This is a genomic window from Actinomadura barringtoniae (assembly GCF_017573505.1).
GTDB lineage: Bacteria > Actinomycetota > Actinomycetes > Streptosporangiales > Streptosporangiaceae > Spirillospora > Spirillospora barringtoniae.
This window is the reverse complement of record NZ_JAGEOJ010000021.1, coordinates 111,957-131,585: the sequence shown is the minus strand read 5'-3', so window position 1 is coordinate 131,585 and position 19,629 is coordinate 111,957. Positions and strand designations below refer to the sequence as shown.

The following is a 19,629-nucleotide window of genomic DNA, read 5'->3' as shown; positions in this document are numbered from 1 at the left end:
CGCTCCGGCTGTTAGAGGGCCTGGCTCAGTGGACCTCGGGGCGGATGACCTTCGTACGCAGGATCGACTCGCTCAGGTTGAGCTGCCGGTCGAGCTCCTTGACCGTGGCAGGCTCGGCCGTCAGGTCGACCACCGCGTAGATGCCTTCGGACTTCTTCTGGATGTCGTACGCAAGGCGGCGACGGCCCCAGATGTCGACCTTCTCGACGCTCCCGCCGGCGTCCTTGACGACCTTCAGGAACGGGTCGAGCGACGTGTTGACGGTGCGCTCGTCGATGGCGGGGTCGAGGATGGTCATGAGTTCGTAACGACGCATGCTGTGTCCCTACCTCCTCTGGACTGGTGCGGTCACGGTCTCTCCGTGACAGGAGGGCTGTTGCGTCTCCCGCGGCGGCATCGCAGACCCAGTTGGCCCGATGCACTCTCCGCAAGACCGATACAGGCTACCAAGAGTTGGCAGCGTGCGAGCCTAACGCCATACGCCCGCCCCCACTCACCCCGACGAATCCCCTTCCCCGCCCCTCGCCCCCAGCCAGAGCCGCCACCGCACCCGCCCGTCCCCGCGTCCCAACCTCCACTCCACTCCAGGATCCGCGGGCCAATTCACCCACGCCCCGGCCCCTGCTCGGCACCAGCCCACCCCGATAAGAGCGCCCAACCCAGCCCAGGCGATCGAACGCGCCCGTATGACGGTGTCGCCGTCCTGCCCAGGCCCACCCAACGCAGCCTGTACACACCGAGGGCCCAGCCCCAGCGCGGCACCAGACACAGCGCCCAGTGCGGCACAGACACGGCGGCACAGACACAGGCGAGCGGCCACACCGCGGACACCTGGCCCAGGCACGGCCTGAGCCGGGCACCCGGCCCAGGCACGGCCTGAACACAGATGGCGAACGCCGGTCCCGCGAAAGCTCGGCTGCGAAACCAGATATAGGCCGACACGGGCCCCCGGATGCAGCGGCCCCAGACCGAATGCGGGCCGGGACAGGCGGACGCAACCCCAATCCAGGCCGGACCCGGCGTGCGTCCAGGCGTTGGGCAGGCCCGGATGCAGGCGGAAGGCGTGGTTCGGGTCGAGCGGCCAGACGAAGAAGGCTTACGCGCGGGACCGACGCGACCACCGAACTTGGCCAGGGCACAGCCGGCCGGCGTAGGCCGCCAGGGGCGCCACGAGGGCCGTATTCACGGGGCGCAGGTGACTCGCGCGGGTACGTGCCAGGTGGCCGAGTCGAGCCGGTGATCGGAGGCGCTGCTGCCGATGCCGATCTGGCCGTACGCACCGTCGGGCACGGCACGGGCATGGGCACCCCGATCGGGCCCCGCGCCCAGGCGGTCGGGCACGGACGTCGGGTGCCGACGTCGAGCACAGACGTCGAGCACGAACGCCGGGCGGGCGCGGACGCCGGGCACGGACGCCGGGCGGGCGCGGACGTCGAGCGCGGACGCCGGGCACGGACGCCGGGCACGGACGCCGGGCACGGACGCCGGGCGGGCGCGGACGTCGAGCGCGGACGCCGGGCACGGACGCCGGGCACGGACGCCGGGCGGGCACGGACGCCGGGCGGGCACGGACGCCGGGCGCGGACGGGCTGGGCGCGCGTCCGGTGCGGACGTGCATACGGGTGGGCGCCCACGGACCCGAGGGCTGTGTGCCCTTAGGTCCGTGGGGGTGTCGCCTCGTGGGCGGGCCTGGTGGGCGGCCACCGGTCGGGGGTCAGTGGCGGCCTGGTCTCGCGCCGCGCGAGTCCGTACAGCGGCGGCGTTCCAGCTCGCTCATGATGTCGGTCATGCGGGCTCGCATGCGGGCGGTCTGGGTGGTGAGCGCCGAGAGCTCTTCCACGAGCTCGGCCTCGCCGACGACCGCCAGGTCACCGGCCTGTGCGGTTCCGTGTGCGGCAAGCACCTCGTTGCACCTCCTGCCTCACTCCTGCTTCCCCTCAGGAGTGTCCGCGGGACAGTCTTCGAATCCATGTTCGACATTACCCCGTGGGGCTGACATTTTCCGCCCCCGCGCCACGGGTTGATCTCTCGTTCTCCCGGGAATCTTCTCCACGGACACGGGTACGGCCGTCCCACCCGTACCAGAGGGAACAGGAGGTGTGGCCCCATGCCACCACAGGAGGTCGCCGGTAAGAGGCGTTCGGCCATCAGCCTGAACACCGACGGCGAGCGCCACCCGGTCGAGAACTCGCTGGCCGTGGCCGCGATCTGCATCGGCCTGGCCGCACTGGTCCTGGGGTTCATCCCCGCCACGCACTTCTTCGGCGCCCTCGCCGGGGTGATCGGGCTGCCGCTGGCCCTCTACTCGCAGATGGTGTCGGCCACCACCGGGGAACGGTGGCTGAACGTGGTCGGCATGGTCGGGTCGTTCGTCGGCGCCGGCTTCGCCATCAGCCATGGCGGCTTCTCGCTCTGAACTGTCCTACGCCGGGGCTAGGCTCGGTGCCATGCGCATCGGAGCCCACGTCGACCAGATCAACCCGCTCGACAGCGCCCGCGAGATCGACGCGGACGTCGTCCAGTTCTTCCTCGGCGACCCTCAGGGCTGGAAGAAGCCGGTCATTCCCGAGGGCGTCGAGGCGCTGGCCGACTCCGGCGTCGATGTGTACGTGCACGCCCCGTACCTGATCAACGTGGCGAGCACCAACAACCGGATTCGCGTGCCCAGCCGCAAGAACCTTACCCAGCAGCTGGAGGCGGCCGCGTCGATCGGGGCCAAGGCACTGATCGTGCACGGCGGTCACGTGCTGAAGGACGACGATCCCGAGGTCGGCTTCGAGAACTGGCGCAAGGTGTTCGAACGGATCGAGTGCCCGATCCCGATCTACATCGAGAACACCGCGGGCGGCGACAACGCCATGGCCCGAAAGTTCGACCGCATCGCCCGGCTGTGGGAGGTGCTGTCGAGCGTGCCCGGCATGGACTCCAAGCTCGGCTTCTGCCTGGACACCTGCCACGCCCACGCCGCCGGCGAGGAGCTCATCGACGCCGTCGACCGGATCAAGGCCGTCACCGGCCGGATCGACCTGGTCCACTGCAACGACAGCCGCGACGAGTTCGGCTCCGGCGCCGACCGCCACGCCAACATCGGCAGCGGCATGATCGACAGCGACCTCATCCTCGCCGTCGTCCGCGCCGCCGGCGCCCCCATCGTCGTGGAGACCCCCGCCGACGGCCACGCCGCCGACATCGCCTGGCTCCGCGACAAGCTCAGCTGACCGAGGCGACCACCCGCTGACGCGCCCGAACGACGCCCGCCGCGTTCAGCTGGAGTAGTCCTCCACCCGCTGAGGCCGCTGAACGATGTAGCCGCGTTCGACCGATGTGGCCGTTCACCCGCAGCGCCCCTCGGGCATGAGGCCGAAGCGGGCTGCTCAGCCGCAGGCCAGTTGGCATGGCAGGCGAGCGTGGGCTGTGGGCATGGCCCAGTTGATGTGAGCGGTGGTCTGGTGGGGTCGATGCGCGCTGTCAGGCGGCCTTGTCGACTCGCAAGCGACTGTGCCTGGTCGGCCTGGCCACTCGCATGGTGGCGGCCGAGGCCGGTCGGCCACGGCCGATCCACCAGAGCCGCTCGCCGGCGGGCGGTGCGGTCCGCCGGAGGGTCCTGTCGGCGTGGACCGTCGGCGTGAACGATCGGCGTGAACGATCGGCGTGAACGATCGGCGTGAACGATCGGCGTGAACGATCGGCGCGGACGATCGGCGCGGACAGTCGGCGCGGACGATCGGCGCGGACAGTCGGCGCGGACGATCGGCGCGGACAGGCGGCGCGGACAGGCGGCGTGAACGGGCGGCGTGAACGGGCGGCGTGAACGGGCGGCGCGGACAGGCGGCGCGGACAGGCGGCGCAGACAGGCGGCGCAGACAGGCGGCGCAGACAGGCGGCGCAGACAGGCGGCGCAGACAGGCGGCGCAGACAGGCGGCGCGGACTGTTGAGGCGGCGGTCTGCGTGGGCGGTTGATGGGTGTGGTCGGGCCGCTCGGCAGGTCGGCGAGGCGGCACGGTCTGTCGACGAAAGCGGCTCGTCAGCATGGGCGGGTGGTCAGCGCGGGTGGTTGATGGGTGCGGTTAGGCCTCGCGGCCGGTCGGCGGGTGGGTGGGAATGTGGGCGGGGCGGGAACTTGGGGGCGGGCGGGTGCATCTAAACGGGCGAACTCGTGCGGGCTTTGACCAGTGCGATTTGCTGGCATAATCCGAAAAATTCTGCGTCACTGAGAGCGATCGGGAAGTCAATGGCACAGCCCCCCTATGGGCCATCGGATCCGTACGGATACGGCCCCGACGCGTACGGCGGCGGGTACGGGCCGCCGCAGCCGTCGGTGCAGCACCACTACTACGGGGCGCCGCCGCCGATGATGCCCCCGACGAACGGGATGGCCACGGCGGCGCTGATCTGCGGGATCGCCGGGATCGTGGTGTGCGGGCTGGCCTCGCCGCTGGCGATCATCTTCGGGCACATCTCGCGGGGTCAGATCCGGCGTACGGGTGAGCAGGGCGATGGGATGGCGCTGGCCGGGCTCATCCTCGGCTACATCGTGACCGTGCTGTGGTTGCTGGTCGTGCTGTTCTACTTCGGGTTGATCGCCGCGCTGATCAGCAGCGACCACGCCAGCGGAGCCTGATCAGCCCAGGCGGGGGACGCCGGCGGCCTCGACGCCGTGGCTGGACAGCAGGACGGTCATGGGGGTCGGGCTGTCCCGCCAGGACTCCACAGCCTCGGCGAAGATGTCCAGCACCGTACGGAAGGAACCCTGGTCCGCCTCGGCGAGCTCGGTCCAGGCGTCGTACGCCACCACATAGCCCTTGCGAGCGGGCGCCCAGGACAGGTCGGTGAGGGAGTCCTCGAGGGCGTCCCAGTTGTGCCCGAACCATTCGGGGAAGTCGAAGACCTCGGCGCAGAGGCGCAGGAACGAGTCCTTGTCGCGGGCGCGGGCGCCGTCCAGGGGGAAGACGCGGAGTCCGGCGCGCCTAGCCTGGCCCGTCCAGTCGTCGGCGGGCGGTTTCCACTGGTAGACGCCCGGTTCCAGCCTGCCCGCGATCAACTCGTTCAGTGCCTGCTTCGCGTCCACGTCATCTCCCGGCCGTCACCTGTTGGAAGGTGCGGTAGTGGTCACCGGTGTAGTAGCGCTCGCCTTCCTTGCCCGCGATGATGCGCCGCGCGCCCCGGTCGCGTGAGCCGGGGGTGGGCACCGTGTACTCCCGGTAGTAGCCGCGCGGCTCCCGGGGCAGTCGTCGCTCGCGGTTGCTGAACACCGATCCGTCTTTGCGGTACGGGAACGGCCCGCCCTGGTCGATGAGCTTCAGCGTCTGCTGCGCCTCTGCCGGGAGGGTCGCCACCGCCACGGATGAGGTCGGCCTGGGTGTGGAGGACGCGGCGCGGGTGGGGTGGTCGGCCGTGGTGCACGCGCCGAGGCTCAGCACCGCGATCAGCGGCACCAGCACGTACGTCGCCAGTCTCATCGCGGCACCCCCTACCGCTCGTGATCGTCGCACACGGCGTGGGTGGCGGTGTCTAGCGACGCGCTGACCAGGGCCAACTCGAGGGTTGACAGGGCGGCTCTCTGTTTCCTACTATCTCTTATATCGAGAGACTCTGAGAAAGAGTCACTCGCAAGGAGAGTCGGTACCCGGTCTCGGGAGGAGACAACCATGGACACCACCACCACGAACGCCACCGCCACCACCGCCACCACTGAGCGCGTCCAGGCGGACTACCGCACCGTCAAGCACCTCGGCCACTGGACCACCGCGCGCACGTTCGAGGTCCGCGCCCACCGCGGCGGGGCCGTCCTGGACCTGCGCTCGCCGCGGATCCCCGAGGGCGACATCGAGATCCACCTGAACCTCGACCACGCCTGGGTGAAGCTGCTGGTGAACGACGACACCGAGATCGACAGCTGGGACCTGACGTTCACCGGCCGCGGCCGCGTCAAGGACTGGACCGGCGAGAACGGGTCCGGACGGCGCGTTCGGCTGGTCGGGCAGCTGCGCGGCGCCGAGGTCCGCGTGCACCGCGGCGGCGTCGCGACGCTGTCGGCGATGTTCTCCCGCGAGTACGTGGAAGAGCTGCGCAAGGTCCACAAGGAGGGCGGCACGCCCACCATCGCCGACCCCAACTACGAGGGCTGACCGTTCTCGTAGTGAGGCCCTGACCTGCTGGTTCGTCGGATCTGACGGTCGGTGAGCCGCGTTGAATATCGCGTACGGCGATCTCGCCGTACGCGATATTTGCGTGCGGCGGCTCAAGTCGACTTGAGTCTCCAGTGGCTGGAGACCGCAAGGTGAGGGACATGGACGGCGGCAACGACCCCTACACGGACGACGACCGTTACGCGGACGACGAGCTCTACACGATCGGCGAGCTGGCCAGGCGAACGGGCCTGCCGGTGAAGACGATCCGGTTCTACTCCGACAGCGGGGTCGTACCGCCGACCGCCCGCACCGATGCCGGTTACCGGCTGTACGACCTGAACGCGCTCGCCCGCCTGGACCTCGTCCGTACGCTGCGCGAACTCGGCGTCGACCTCGCGACCGTCCAGCGGGTGCTGGACCGCGAGGTGACCGTCTCCGAGGTCGCCGCCGCGCACGCCGAGGCCCTGGACGCGCAGATCAGCACGCTGCGGTTGCGGCGCGCGGTGATGCGCGCGGTGGCCAAGCGCGGCTCGGGTCCGGAGGAGATGGAACTCATGCACAAGCTCGCCAAGCTCTCCGACGAGGAGCGCAACCGGATCGTCATCGACTTCATCGAGGACACGTTCGGCGGCCTGGACGCCAATCCCGAGTTCGTCGCGATGATGCGTTCGGCGATGCCGGAGCTGCCCGACGACCCGGCGCCCGAGCAGGTGGACGCCTGGGTGGAGCTCGCCGAGCTCGTCCAGAACCCGGACTTCCGCGCGCGGATCCGGCGGATGGCCGAGCTCCAGGCGTCCGAACGCGACACCGGCTACCAGGACGGTCTCCATCACGAGCTGACCGAGACGATCCGTACCAAGGTCGAGAACGCCATCGCCGCAGGTCAAGCACCCGAGTCGGCGGAGGCCTCGCGGGTCGTCGACGAGTTGATCGCGGCATACGCCGAGGCGTTCGGCAGCACGGACGGGCCGGAGTTCCGGCGCGCGATGCTGCACCGGCTCGAGGTAGGCAGCGACCGCGACGCCGAACGCTACTGGCAGCTCCTCGCGGTGATCAACGGCTGGCCCGTCCCGCCGACGCTGGTGCCGGTCTTCGAGTGGTTCATCAAGGCGCTACGCCTGAACGCCGGCTAACCGAACCTGCGGGGCCAGCCGGGCTGGCAGGACCGACCGGACCTGCGGGGCCGACCGTGCCGACAGGGCGGACCGGGAGACAGGGCGGACCGGTGGGACCGGCCGTGGCGGTGAAACCGGCCGTGGCGGGTGGAGCTGACCAGGCCGGTAGGGCTGACCGAGCAGGCGGAGCCGACCGTGCCGGTGGGGCGAACCGGGCCAGCCGCGCCGACCAGGGCGGTAGCGCGGACCGGGCCGATAGGGCTGGCCGGGCAGGTGGGACCGGCCGCGCCGGTGAGGCCAGTGTGGCTGACCGGGCAGGTAGGGCTGAGCGGGCAGGTAGGACCGACCGGGTCAGTGAAACCTGCCCGGTCGGTGGGGTGACCGGGCAGCTGGGGCAGGTCGGGCCAGCCGCGCCGACCGGGCTGGTCAGCGGATGCCCCGTCAGCGGAAGCCCCAGTTGAGGACGCGTGCGGCGTCGGCGAAGCGGGCGCCGGGGCGCGTCTGCGAGCTGTTGAGAACGGCGCCGATGAGCGTACGGCCGTACCGGCGCGCGGCGAACAAGAAGCTGTAGCCGGCGGCGGACGTGTGGCCGCTCTTGATCCCAAGGATGCCGGGATACGCGCCGAGCAGCTCGTTGGTGCTCAGCCACACGTACCGGCCGTGCCCCCGGTTGCCGTGCGCCACGTACCGATCCCGCGAAACGATCTGGCGGAACGTGGCGCTGCGCATCACGTAGCGGCCGAGGACGGTCTGGTCGCGCGCCGAGGAGTACCCGGCGGTCGACAGGCCCGACATGTCGACGTAGTGCGTGCGGCTCATCCCGAGCCGACGGGCGGTCCGGTTCATCTTGCGCACGAACCGCCCCTGGCCCGGGCCGTAAGTGTCCGCCAGCGCGGCGGCGGCATCGCATCCCGACGGCAGCATCATCGCGTACAGGAGTTCGCGCGTCGTCAGCCGATCGCCCACCCGCAGCCGCGCCGTCGAACCGTTGCGCGAGGCGGCGTACGCGACGTGCGCGGACTTGATGCGGATCTTGCGGTCGAGGTGGCCGGCTTGCAGAACGATCAGCGCGGTCATGACCTTCGTGATGCTCCCGATCTGTCGCCGCGCTCCCGAATGCCTCGCCCAGAGCCGCTTACCGGTGCCCGCATCGGCCAGGAACGCCGTCCGCGCCCGCACCCGCCGAGGCCCCGAAGCACCCGTCGCCGGAGCTCCAGCCTTCCCAGCCGTGGTGGTCGCGCCGGACGTGGTGGCCGCCGCTGCGGCGGCCGTAGTGGTTGCCGTCTTGGCGGTGGCCGCGGACGTGGTCCCGGCCGTGGTCCTCGTCGCGGCGGTCGTCGCAGCTGCGGTCCCGGCGGCAGTCCGGGCCGCGGTCCCGGCCGCGGCCCCTGCCGCGGCTCCGGCCCTGGCGGCGGTCCGGGCCTTGGTCGCGGCGGCAGTCCCGGCCATGGTCCGGGCCGCCGTCCCAGTCGCGGCGGTCGTCGCGGACGTGGTCGCGGACCTGGCCGTGCCGGCAGTCCCCGCCGCGATCTGGGCCGCGGTCCCGGCGGACGTGGTCGCGGACCTGGCCGTGCCGGCAGTCCCCGCCGCGATCTGGGCCGCGGTCCCGGCCGCAACTCCGGTCCCGGTCGCGGCAGCGCTCCCGGTCCCGGTCGCGCTTCCGGTCGCGGTCCCAGTCGCGGTCGCGCTTCCAGTCGCGGTCGCGGTCCCGGTCGCGGCGGCGGGCCCAGTCGCGGCGATGGTCCCGGCTGTGGTCGCGGCCGTTGTTGTCGTCGCGGCGGTGGTGCGGGCCGTGGCGGTCGTTGTGGCGGCGGTCGTGAGCGTGGTGGTGGCCGCGACGGTGCGGGCGTGGTCGAGGCGCGCTGTGGAGAACGTGGTGAGGGTGGTGGAGGCGACTTCCGTGGGAGTGGAGACGCCGATGGCTCCGAGGGCGAGTGCCGCTACCGGCAGGAGCATGATCCGCATGGTCGGGTGAGTACCCCGGTGGCCTGCGGTTTCAAGCGCACCCGTCCAGATCTTGACCTTGTCCGCATCAGATTGGAATGAATCATTCCGTTCTGCTAATATGGGAACAGAACGATCCGTTCTGATGATTGCTCGAGAGAGGCTTGCCATGACCGAGATCCGACCGTTCCGCATCGACGTCCCGCAGTCCGACCTCGACGACCTGCGCGAGCGGCTCGGCCGCACGCGCTGGGGCGCCGCGATCCCCGGCAAGGGCTGGGAACGCGGCGTGCCCGAGGACTACCTGCGCGAGCTCGCCGAGTACTGGCGCACGGAGTACGACTGGCGCGCTCACGAGGCCGCGCTGAACGAGTACCCGCAGTTCACGACCGAGATCGACGGGGCGAACATCCACTTCCTGCACGTGCGTTCCCCCGAGCCGAACGCGCTGCCGCTCCTGCTGACGCACGGCTGGCCCGGCTCGGTGGTGGAATTCCTCGACATGATCGGCCCGCTGACCGACCCGGCCGCGCACGGCGGCGACCCCGCCGACGCGTTCCATCTGGTCATCCCCTCGATGCCCGGCTACGGATTCTCGGGCCCGGTCAAGGACACCGGCTGGAACGTCGACCGCATCGCCCGCGCCTACAAGGAGCTGATGAGCCGGCTGGGGTACGAGCGGTACGGCACGCAGGGCGGCGACATGGGCGCGTTCGTCTCGCCGTCGCTTGGCAAGCAGGACGCGGACCACGTGGTCGGCGTGCATGTGAACGCCGCGAGCTATGGCTTCATCCCGTACGGCGAAGTGTCGGACGAGGAGCTGGCCACGTTCACCGACGTCGAGAAGGCCCGCATCGCGCGCCTGAAGAACTGGACCGACAACGGAAGTGCGTATTTCCAGGTCCAGGCCACGCAACCGCAGACCCTTTCCTACGGCCTCACCGATTCACCGGTCGGGCAGCTGGCGTGGATCGTCGAGAAGTTCAAAGTGTGGACCTACCCGACCGAAGCCCTTCCCGAGGAAGCGATCGACCGGGACCGCATGCTGACCGACGTGATGCTCTACTGGCTGACCGACACGTTCGGCTCGGCGGCCAACCTGTACTACGAGAACATGCACTCGGGCGGCGACTGGAGCCAGGAGCGCGGCACGATGCCGACCGGCGTCGCGGTGTTCGCGGAGGACATCGCCATCCGGCGCTACGCCGAGTACGGCTACAACATCGTGCACTGGTCGGATTTCGAGCGCGGCGGGCACTTCGCGGCGATGGAGGTCCCCGACCTGCTCACCGCCGACGTCCGCGCCTTCTTCCGTACGCTCCGCTAGCGCAGAACGCCGGGTCGCAGCCGTGGGGTCCTCTGACCGAGGGCCTCACGGCCTTAGCCGAGGGCCTCTCGGCCTTTCGCTGTTGAGGCGCCAGGAACATCGGGCTCAGGGCTCTTCATGCGATCGGCGAGGGCACCCTCGGCGCCGAAGAGCTTCACCTTCCACTCCGCGAGCAACTCGGTCGCGTCGTTGTCGTCCGGGTGGAAATCGCGGCGGTTGTAGTCGCGCAGGCGCCGCAGGACCTCCCGGCGAAGCCACGGCGAGTGCCGCAGGCGACCGACGCTCGGGAACAGCCGGGCCGGGTTGTACGCGGACCGGTCGAGCAGCAGCGACAGGAACGTCCCCGCGACGATGGCCCCCACCAGGCCCAGGCTCGTGAAGCGCATGACCATCGCGCGCCGGAACTCGTTGCCGCCGATGTGGCGATAGACGTCGAACGCCACGGACTTGTGCTCGCTCTCCTCCAGGGCGTGCCAGAGGAACATCGACCGGACCTCGTCCACGTCGAACATCGCCCGCGCCTCGGGATCGGACATCAGCACCTCGGCCAGCGTGGCCGTGTAGTGCTCCAGCGCCGCGGTGATGGCGAGCTGCACCTGCTTGGGCAGGATCTTCTCGTCGAGGCCGAGCCCGTACTTGGTCAGCCGGTCGATGATCCTGGTCGGGTAGCCCATCGTGGCGAGGCGGTCGTTGAACTGCCGGTGCTCGCGCCCGTGCGTGACCTCCTGGCCGATGAAGCCGGCGACCTGCGACTTCAGCTCGGGGTCGTCGATCCGGTCGCGGTAGTTGCGGACCGTCCGTACGAAGAAGTCCTCGCCCTCGGGGAACAGCGAGGACAGCACGCTGACGATGTGGCTCATCACCAGGTCGCCGCCGATGTAGTGGCGGGGAAGCCGTTCGGGCGGGTACTCGAACGCGATCCGCCGGGTCCGGACGGTGCGCGGGCGAATCGAAGGACGGGGCTTTGGCAGGGCGTTGCTGCTCATGGGCTCTCCTGTGGGGGCTCTCCTGCACCTCGAAACCGGGGCGGGGGCGGCGCCTGTGCCTCAGATCACGCCGACACACTTCGACGGTAGGAGCGCACATACAAGCAAGCAAGCCTGCTTGTATGTGGCCCCCATCACAATTGGATGCGAGTCCAATTACCGCCGGTGAGAGCCTAGGCGGCCATCCCGGCGGCATCGGCGACCGGCGTACGCGCACGCCGCCCCCAGCCCGGAGCCAGCCTGAAGACGTCGGGCGCATGGTCCAGGAGACCGCCCGCCGGATCGTCCTGCAGGCCGTCCTGCCGCACGACGTCACCGGACGGCCGCAAGATGTCCTTCACCACCAGCACCGCCAGCAGGAACACGGTCAGGAACCGAGCGAACAACGCGATGTAGTAGACGTTGTCGCTGATGCCGCCCGGCGGCACATCGAAGTGCGCCAGCGAGGACAGCGTGGTCGACAGGTCGGCGCCCGGCTTGCCGTTCGAGACCGCCAGCAGGTACCACCAGATGCCGAAGAAGTAGATGATCTCGCCGACCTGCCAGACGATGAACGCGGGCAGCCGCGGCCGGGCGAGCACCGCCAGCGGCAGCAGCCACAGCACGTACTGCGGCGACCAGACCTTGTTCGGCAGCATGAACGCCACGAGCACCAGGAACATCAGCTGCGGCAGCCGGGGCCGGCGCGGGGCCGCGAGCGCGAGAACCCCGATGGCCAGCGCCAGCACGATGAACGTCCCCGTGCCGACCATGTTGAGCTTGTCGGTGTCGTTCATCGACTCCAGGCCGTGGCCCCTGAAGTAGAAGAAGATCGAGCCCCAGTCGATGCCACGCGTCCGGTTGAACTTGTAGAACTCCAGCCAGCCGTTCCACGCGAAAAGCATCACCGGCACATTGACGGCCAGCCACGCCCCCACCGTGCCCGCCAGCAACCGAACGATCGCGCGCCACTCCCCGGCCCGTACACACAAAAGCACGAACGGCCAGAGCAACAGCATCGGATAGAACTTGGCCGCTACGGCCAGCCCAATGAACACCCCTGCCCAGGTGGGACGCCGACTGGCCCACAGCGCCAAAGCGACCGCCGAGAGCCCCACCGCCAGGAGATCCCAGTTGATGTACGCGGTGAGGAGCAGCGCCGGGGACAGCCCCACCATCAGCCCCGCCTTGAGTGACTTCCGCCCGGCCGCATAGGCAGTGGCCAGCACCATCGCGATCGCCAGCAGCGCCAGCAGCAGCGCGGTGACGTTGTAGAACGCCATCCCCCGCGAGTCGATCCCGAACGGCTTCACGATCCAGTTCACGATCTGCATGAAGTAGCCGCTGAGAACCGGATACTCCACGTAGTGAATGGTGTCCCCTGCGAACGAGTCGAAGTACGGCACCTTGCCGTCGTTCAACCCCCGCACGTAATACAGCGGATAGATGTCTGTGTAGCAACCCCGCGTCGTCGTCTTGACGAAGTCGAAATTGACCGAGGCGCAAGGCTGCTTCTGCAACCAGCCCAGCACACAGACCAGCGCGGTGATCCCAGTGAGCACCGGCGCCGACCGAACGAGCCGCGCACGCGCGCCCGAAGGCCCGCCCTCATCGGCCACGGACTCGGAATCGGCATCGGGGGTAGACGACGACATGCCGAAACCCTATTGCCCCCCGTCAAGCCATCGCACCTCGCCGGATGTGGATCCGACCGAGCCGGTTGGATCCACATCCGGCAAACGCAGTCTCTGGCGGGACCGCCTGGCGAGAACGCCTAGATGTTCCTCGCCGGGCCGTAGTGGATCGTGGACGACCAGCCGTCCCGGAACTTGACCTGCACCCGGTTCGCGTACCTCACGTCGACGGCGCTCGAGTAGTGCATCCCTTTACCGGTGCCCCGATAGACCGGGCACTCGTACAACGCACCATTGCCTTTGTAGCGCCAAATCAATGAAGCCCTGTCGGGAAATCCTCCACGACCGGCGTCAACCTGCGCCCAGACATATTTGTGGCCGCGGTAGGACCCGACCCGGACGGCAGTGGCGCGATAGTCGTGCGCCCCACCCCCGGTGTCCACCCGGATCTTCTTGTAGCTCCCCTTCACCGTCTTCCGGTGCGTCGTCTTGGCCGGATTCTTCAACCACCCTCCACTAGGTGGACCATCTCCAGATGATCAAGCTCCGGGGCCGGGCCGACATCGGCCATGCCATCCGCCTTCGCCCGCCCGCCTTCGCCCGCCTTCGCCCTCGCCCGCCCGGGAAAGGCGACGTGCCCTCGCCCTGGGGAGGGCGAGGGCACGTTGGGTGTGCTTATGGGTGGATGGTCAGCCCGTTCCCTTGCCGGAGTTCGGTTCGCGCGAACGGCCCGGGTCGGTGTTGGGCTTGCACTGGGCGTTGTCGGGGTTGCGGTTGCACCACCACGCGGGCGGCGGGGTGGACGGCGGGATGTTCGGGTTACAGCCCACCGGCATCCCGAACTGGTCGCACGGCTGGCCACTGCTGCTGGGCGGTGCGCTCGGCGTGGACGGCGTCGGCGACGGCGTGGTCGACGGGCACGGCTGCTGCGTCTGGCCGGCGCCGGGCTCGGTCGGCTGCTGCCCGGGCTGACACGTCGGCGTGGTCGACGGAGTCGGGGTCGGCGTCGGCTTGGGCGCGGCCCAGTCCGGAATGGAGCCGACGTCGCCGGGCGGCGGGAAGTCCTTCTGCTGTTCCTTCTCCATGGCCTTGGTCATGAAGAGCTTGAACAGCTCCGAGGGAACCGTGCCACCGTAGATCTGGTTGTAGCCGCCGACGCCCTGCAGGGGAAGACGCTTGCCGTTCTTCTCACGCCACATCGCGGCCGAGACCGCCAGCTGCGGCGTGTAGCCGACGAACCAGGCCGACTTGTTCTCCGACGCGGTACCGGTCTTGCCGGCGACCTGCCGGCCGTCGTCGAGCTTGGCCTGTGTACCGGTACCGGACTGGACGACCGCCTGCATGGCCTTGGTCGCGTCGCCCGCCACACCCTTGGAGAAGACCTGCTTGGCGTCGTCGTCCCAAGGAAGGTTCTTGACCGGCTTGCCCTTGCTGTCGGTGATCTTGGTGATCACGTGCACCGGGGTGTGCTTCCCCTCGGCCGCGAACGTGGAGTAGACCGAGGCCATGTTGACCGGGCTCACATCCATCGGGCCGAGCGGGAGGCTGGTGATCTTGGAGTTGAAGCCTGGGGTGCTGTGCGGGATGCCCATTTCCTCGCCCATCTTCACCACGTCGTCGAGGCCGACCTTCTGGCCGAGGTCGACGTAGGCGGTGTTGATGGAGTGCTGGGTCATCTGCAGCAGGTTGTAGACACCGTTCTCGCTACGGGAGTCGTTGGTGAACGGCTGCTCGTTGATGACCCGGCGGTAGGAGCCGTTGATCGTGGTCTTGAGGCTGATGTCCTTCTTCAGCGCCGCGGCCAGGACGACCGGCTTGAACGAGGAGCCAGGCTGCACGGCGCTCTGGAAGGCGTCGTCCCATTGCTGCTTGTCATACCCAGGCCCACCGTAGGCGGCGACGACCTCACCCTTGGTGTTGACCGAGGCCAGGCCGAACCGGACGTCCTTGCTGAGGTGCTTCTCATTCCGGACCTTGTTCACGACCTTGGCGGTGTAGTCCTGCAGCTCGCGGTTGAACGTCGTGTAGACGCGGTAGCCCTGGCTCTGCAGCGCCTGGTCGTCGATGCCGAGCGACTCGAGCTCCTTCTTCACCCGCTCGGTCATGTAGCCGGCCTGTGTGGTGTCCGGAACGTCGCTCCACGTTTTCTGGGTCGTGGGGAACTTCTGCTGGGCGCGCGCGCCGGCGTCCAGCCACTTCGACTCGACCATCCCGTTCAGAACGTAGTTCCAGCGAGAGATGAGCGCCGCCTTCGCCGGGTAGCTGGGCGACCCCGTGGTCTTGAAGTAGTTCGGCCGCTGGATCATCGCGGCCAGCATCGCCGCCTCGTTGACCTTGAGCTTGGACACGTCCTTGTGGAAGTAGGCGCGCGCGGCGGCCTGGACCCCGTAGGCCTCACGGCCGAAGTAGACCGTGTTGAGGTAGAGGTTCAGGATCTCCTGCTTCTTCATCTCCTGGCCCAGCCGGACCGAGATGAGGATCTCCTTGAGCTTCCGGCTGACGGTGCGGTCCTGGCTCAGACCCGCGAAGTAGTTACGCGAGAGCTGCTGGGTGATGGTCGAACCACCCTGCACGTCACCACCGGTCGCCGTCTTGAACAGCGCGCGGGCGATGCCGGTCGGCGAGACGCCCGGCTCGTGCTCGAAGCCCCGGTCCTCGGCGGCCAGCACGGCCTTCTGAACCTGGTCGGGGATCTTCGCGAGCGGAACGCTCTCACGCTTCATGCCGACGCGGGCGATCGGCGTCGTGCCGTTGTCGTAGTAGATGACCGATTCCTGCGCGACGGCGGTGGCCTGCTTCTCCGTCGGCACCGGCGTGTTCATGTACGCGACGATGACCAGCACGGTCGCCGCCAGCAGCCCCAGCGAGGTGACCGCGGCGACGATCTTCCACGAAGGTACGTAGCGCCGCCATCCGGTCCGCTTGGGCTTGCCGGCCCTCCGGCTCGTACGGCCGCCGTCGCCCGGACCGCCGGGACGACCTGGGCCGCCCGGGCCCTCGCCTGAGCCGCCGGGACCGCCAGGGCCACCGGGACCGCCCGGTCCGCGTCCGCCCGGACCGCCGGGGCCGCCGGGACCACCCGGGCCGCCTGGGCCGCCTGGGCCTCCGCCACCGGGACCGCCATTGCCCCGTCTCCCGAAACCGGGGCCGCCGCCGCTGGGGCGACGCGAGCCGCCGCCGCCTCCGCCCAACCGGCCCGGGGCACGCCGCGGCGGCGCGCCTCGTCCGGTGCCCGCGGGACGCGAAGGACGCCCTGGCATGGGCGAACCGCTCGGCGTGCCACCCGTGGCGCCCCTCGGGGCGCCCCCGGAAGCACCTGGCCCCCGTCGTGGCGTGCCTGACCCGCCGGGGCGGGACGAGCCCTTGTTACCTGGGCTCTCTCCGTATTCCGGTCCGTACTGGCTTGGGTAACTCACACGCGTCCTCGTTCGACTGGGGTACGACAATGCGTCGTCCGAGAGTACTGCGCCCTCCGGGGAGCATGGGGCCACCCTGCTCTGCTCGGGGTCACGGACGCACCGATTGGCGGTATCGACCGGACTTGTCCGACCGGGGCACCGCGATGGTGAACGCCCCGGTCAACGACGGCTCCGGCTATTCGTCTGTTCGCGCGTACACGATCGGCCGCGACCGCTCCGATTGCGGGAACGTGCCGCCGTCGTTTCCGCCGTTCCCCCTGTTGCAGGTCGGGAACTGACGGTGATCCTTGCACCACCACTTGGGCGGGTTGAACGGATTCGGCGGCTTGTTGGGGTCACAGTTCTGTTGCCCGGGGGCCTGGCAAGGCTGCTGGTTACCCGGGTTGTTGGGGTCGCCGCCGTTCCCGTCCTTCTGGCACTGCGGGAAGAGGTCGGCGTTGGGGAGCCGGTCGCACCACTTCGGGCGCTTGTCCTTCTCTTCCTTCGGCTTCGGCGGGTGGGCCCAGAGCTTGATGTCGCCCTTCCACGACGGAGGCGGGAAGGGCTTCGAGTCCATCCCCTTGGTGGCGTCGATCATGTAGGCCCGCCAGATCTTCGCGGGGATCGTGCCACCCTGCACTTCCTGGCCGTCGATGATGAGCGGCTTCTTGAGCGTCTGGCCGCCGACCTTCTCGCTCGCGTCGTTGTACATCGTCACCGCCGTGGACATCTGCGGGATGTAGCCGACGAACCAGGTCGCGACGTTGCGGTCGGTCGTGCCGGTCTTGCCTGCGATGTCACGGCCGTCGGGCAGCTGCGCGGCGGTCGCGGTACCGGCCTTGACCACCTGCTGCATGGCATAGGTGGCGTCGGCCGCGACATCCTTGTTCCACGGCTGGCTCGACTTCGGGTTCAGCTTGATGTGCTCGGTCTTGTTGTCCTTCTCAAGGACTTTCCTGAGGACATGCGGCTCGTGCCAGGTACCGCCGTTGGCGAACGCCTGGTAGCCGGCGGCCTGCTCGATCGGGCGGATGTTGTTGATGCCGAGGGAGAGGCCGGCCATCTTCTCGTAGGGCTCCACCATGTCGGCGGCGATGCCGGCGCTTTCGGCGGTCCTGACGACCTGCGGCAGCCCGACCTTCAGGCCCAGCTGGATGAACGCGGTGTTGATGGAGTCCTGGGTGGCTGTGATGAGATTCACGGCCGGACCGACCTTGTGGCCGTTCGGAATCGGGCCCACCGCACCGCCCGATCCGCGTGGCACGACGTTGCCCTGCCCGTCGAAGGAGGAGCCCGACCGGCCCTCGACCATGCTCTTCAGGTTGTAGCCCTGCTTGAGGGCCGTGGCGAGCACATAGGGCTTCATCGCCGAACCGGCCTGGGCGGAACCGAACCAGACGTTGTCGAACGACTGCTTCAGGTAGTCGGGCCCGCCGTAGATCGCGAGTACCTCACCGTTGTTGGAGTCGACCGACGCGATGCCCACGCGGATCTTCTTCTTGGCGAGCTTGGCCGGATTCACCGAGGGGATGGTCTTCTCGGCCGCGTCCTTGGCCGCCTTCATCTTCTCCGGGTCGAAGGTGGTGTAGACGCGCAGACCCTTGGTCGTGACGTCGGTCGCGGACACGCCCCTGCGACGCAGTTCTTCCTTGGCCCGCATGAGCATGTAGCCACGCTGGCCGCCGTAGAGCTGCTGCCCTGAGTTGGCGGCCCGGGGCTTGGGCGGATTGGCCTTGTAGGCGGCGGCCTTCTGGGCGTCCAGTTTGCCCATGGAGACCAGGCCGTTGACGACGTACTCGTATCGCTGCTTGGCCCAGGCCTGGTTCGCCTTCTCAGCCGGATCCCGGTTGGGGTTCTGGATGAGTCCGGCGAGGAAGGCCGCCTGGTCCTGCCTCAGATTCCAGACGTCGGTGTTGAAGTACTCCTTCGACGCCGTCTGGATGCCGTAGGTGTCCCGGCCGAACGAGATGGTGTTGAGGTAGAGCTTGAGGATGTCCTGCTTGGACCTCCCCTGCTCGAGCTTCACCGCGATGAAGAGCTCTTTGAACTTGCGGCTGTAGGTGCGGTTGTTCGGGTTGGAGTAGTAGTTCTTGGCCAGCTGCTGGGTGATCGTGGAGCCACCGCCCCGGCCACCGGTGAGGTTGTCCCACGCGGCGCGAGCGGTCCCCTGAACCGAGAATCCCGGGTCGGTGCGGAAGCTGCGGTTCTCGGCGGCGAGCACCGCGTCCTGCACCGAGACCGGCACCTTGCCCTTCTCGGGCTTGGTCTGGGTGACAGCGCTCAGCTCGACGCTCTGCCGCTTCTTGCCGATCCGGCCGATCTCGCCGCCGTTGCGGTAGTAGAAGATCGAGGCCTGGTCGTTGACGCCCGCCACCGTCGGCTCTTTCGGCGTCGGCGTCTGCGCGTACGCGACGTAGATCATCGTGAAGACGGCGGCCGTACAGAGAAAGAGGACGGCGAGGACCGCGCGCCACGGCGGAAGCCAGCGGCGCCAGCCCTGCCGCTTCACTCCCGGGCCGAGCAGGATCCGCTGCCAGCCCTCACGTCCTTCTCGTCTTGGACCGCCGGGCCCACCGGGACCGCCCGGACCGCGTCCGCCCGGACCGCCGGGCCCGCGTCCGCCTGAGCCTCCGGGGCCGCGTCCGTTCGGTCCGTGCCCGTTGGGGCCGCCGGGTCCGTGCCCGTTCCCGTTGGTGCGACCGCCCGGGCCGAGCGTGCCCGGCGTCGCCGAACGACTCGTCACACCTGGACCGCCGGGTCCGCCGGGTCCTCCCGTACGACCGGGCCCACTCGGAGCGCCTGGGCCTCCCGTACGGCCAGGGCCACCCGGAGCGCCGGGGACGCCAGGACGGCCGGGACCGCCCGGGGCGCCTGGGCCTCCGGGGCCGGAAGGCGTGCCGGGGCCTGCGGGCGCGTTGGGCGTGCCAGGGCCGGAAGGCCGGGGGCTCGCGTGCTTGGGGCCCGCGGGGGCGCCGGGGCCGCTACGCCCGTTGGGACCGCCGCCGACGCCGACGCCGCCGGAGCCTCCAGGGCCGCCGTTCGGGGACGTGCGAACGCCCCCTCCGGGCGGGCCCGAGGGGGTGGGAGGCGGGGCGGGCGAAGTAGAGGACTGGG

Annotated in this window: 18 protein-coding genes; 7 read left to right on the top strand and 11 right to left on the bottom strand. The window is 69.4% G+C overall.

Annotated elements, in window-relative coordinates; genetic code table 11:
* Window positions 1-25: 25 nt before the first annotated feature.
* The 3 genes from rpsF to J4573_RS41210 all read right to left on the bottom strand — a co-directional run bounded on the left by rpsF (window position 26) and on the right by J4573_RS41210 (window position 1,903).
* The gene (gene rpsF / locus J4573_RS41220; protein WP_208261588.1) at window positions 26-316 is read right to left on the bottom strand and encodes a 30S ribosomal protein S6; all 291 of its coding nucleotides are present in this window, start codon (window positions 314-316) and stop codon (window positions 26-28) included.
* A gap of 866 nt (window positions 317-1,182) precedes the next feature.
* On the bottom strand, window positions 1,183-1,569 hold the full coding sequence (locus J4573_RS41215; RefSeq protein WP_208261587.1) for a hypothetical protein: 387 nt from the start codon (window positions 1,567-1,569) through the stop codon (window positions 1,183-1,185).
* 145 nt (window positions 1,570-1,714) lie between these two features.
* A complete protein-coding gene (locus J4573_RS41210; RefSeq protein WP_208261586.1) occupies window positions 1,715-1,903 on the bottom strand; it encodes a hypothetical protein in 189 nt (62 codons plus the stop codon).
* Between the two features lie 204 nt (window positions 1,904-2,107).
* Here J4573_RS41210 and J4573_RS41205 point away from each other — a divergent pair, with 204 nt between their 5' ends.
* The 3 genes from J4573_RS41205 (at window position 2,108) to J4573_RS41195 (ending at window position 4,622) form a co-directional block, all read left to right on the top strand.
* On the top strand, window positions 2,108-2,416 hold the full coding sequence (locus J4573_RS41205; protein WP_208261585.1) for a hypothetical protein: 309 nt from the start codon (window positions 2,108-2,110) through the stop codon (window positions 2,414-2,416).
* Between the two features lie 31 nt (window positions 2,417-2,447).
* Window positions 2,448-3,218, top strand: coding sequence for a deoxyribonuclease IV (locus tag J4573_RS41200; RefSeq protein ID WP_208261584.1), 771 nt, complete (start codon window positions 2,448-2,450; stop codon window positions 3,216-3,218).
* A gap of 1,014 nt (window positions 3,219-4,232) precedes the next feature.
* Window positions 4,233-4,622 carry a DUF4190 domain-containing protein gene (locus tag J4573_RS41195; RefSeq protein WP_208261583.1) on the top strand — a complete coding sequence of 130 codons (390 nt, stop codon included), beginning with the start codon at window positions 4,233-4,235 and terminating at the stop codon, window positions 4,620-4,622.
* Here J4573_RS41195 and J4573_RS41190 read toward each other — a convergent pair whose 3' ends face one another.
* Window positions 4,623-5,069 carry a barstar family protein gene (locus J4573_RS41190; RefSeq protein ID WP_208261582.1) on the bottom strand — a complete coding sequence of 149 codons (447 nt, stop codon included), beginning with the start codon at window positions 5,067-5,069 and terminating at the stop codon, window positions 4,623-4,625.
* 1 nt (window position 5,070) lies between these two features.
* Window positions 5,071-5,460 carry a guanyl-specific ribonuclease gene (locus J4573_RS41185; RefSeq protein WP_208261581.1) on the bottom strand — a complete coding sequence of 130 codons (390 nt, stop codon included), beginning with the start codon at window positions 5,458-5,460 and terminating at the stop codon, window positions 5,071-5,073.
* A gap of 189 nt (window positions 5,461-5,649) precedes the next feature.
* On the opposite strand from J4573_RS41185, the gene J4573_RS41180 reads away from it, so the two are divergent.
* Window positions 5,650-6,129, top strand: coding sequence for a hypothetical protein (locus tag J4573_RS41180; protein WP_208261580.1), 480 nt, complete (start codon window positions 5,650-5,652; stop codon window positions 6,127-6,129).
* A gap of 161 nt (window positions 6,130-6,290) precedes the next feature.
* Entirely contained in the window at window positions 6,291-7,265 is a 975-nt protein-coding gene (locus J4573_RS41175; protein ID WP_208261579.1) for a MerR family transcriptional regulator, read from the top strand.
* Window positions 7,266-7,688: 423 nt separating this feature from the next.
* Here J4573_RS41175 and J4573_RS41170 read toward each other — a convergent pair whose 3' ends face one another.
* Window positions 7,689-8,426 (bottom strand): D-alanyl-D-alanine carboxypeptidase family protein, encoded by a 738-nt coding sequence (locus tag J4573_RS41170; protein ID WP_208261578.1) that lies wholly within the window; start codon window positions 8,424-8,426, stop codon window positions 7,689-7,691.
* Window positions 8,427-8,532: 106 nt separating this feature from the next.
* Here J4573_RS41170 and J4573_RS41165 point away from each other — a divergent pair, with 106 nt between their 5' ends.
* Together J4573_RS41165 and J4573_RS41160 are read left to right on the top strand one after the other, a co-directional pair.
* A complete protein-coding gene (locus J4573_RS41165; protein ID WP_208261577.1) occupies window positions 8,533-9,222 on the top strand; it encodes a hypothetical protein in 690 nt (229 codons plus the stop codon).
* A gap of 138 nt (window positions 9,223-9,360) precedes the next feature.
* Complete coding sequence (locus J4573_RS41160; RefSeq protein ID WP_208261576.1) at window positions 9,361-10,518, top strand: epoxide hydrolase family protein; 1,158 nt, start codon at window positions 9,361-9,363, stop codon at window positions 10,516-10,518.
* A 53-nt stretch (window positions 10,519-10,571) separates the two neighbouring features.
* Here J4573_RS41160 and J4573_RS41155 read toward each other — a convergent pair whose 3' ends face one another.
* From J4573_RS41155 to J4573_RS41135, 5 genes are all read right to left on the bottom strand, one after another.
* A complete protein-coding gene (locus tag J4573_RS41155; protein ID WP_208261575.1) occupies window positions 10,572-11,504 on the bottom strand; it encodes a metal-dependent hydrolase in 933 nt (310 codons plus the stop codon).
* A 173-nt stretch (window positions 11,505-11,677) separates the two neighbouring features.
* Entirely contained in the window at window positions 11,678-13,138 is a 1,461-nt protein-coding gene (locus J4573_RS41150) for a glycosyltransferase family 87 protein (protein ID WP_208261574.1), read from the bottom strand.
* A gap of 119 nt (window positions 13,139-13,257) precedes the next feature.
* Entirely contained in the window at window positions 13,258-13,623 is a 366-nt protein-coding gene (locus J4573_RS41145; protein WP_208261573.1) for a hypothetical protein, read from the bottom strand.
* A 183-nt stretch (window positions 13,624-13,806) separates the two neighbouring features.
* Window positions 13,807-15,939, bottom strand: a complete 2,133-nt coding sequence (locus J4573_RS41140; protein ID WP_243774431.1) for a transglycosylase domain-containing protein — start codon at window positions 15,937-15,939, stop codon at window positions 13,807-13,809.
* A 772-nt stretch (window positions 15,940-16,711) separates the two neighbouring features.
* Window positions 16,712-19,024, bottom strand: a complete 2,313-nt coding sequence (locus J4573_RS41135) for a transglycosylase domain-containing protein (RefSeq protein WP_208261572.1) — start codon at window positions 19,022-19,024, stop codon at window positions 16,712-16,714.
* Window positions 19,025-19,629 lie beyond the last annotated feature (605 nt).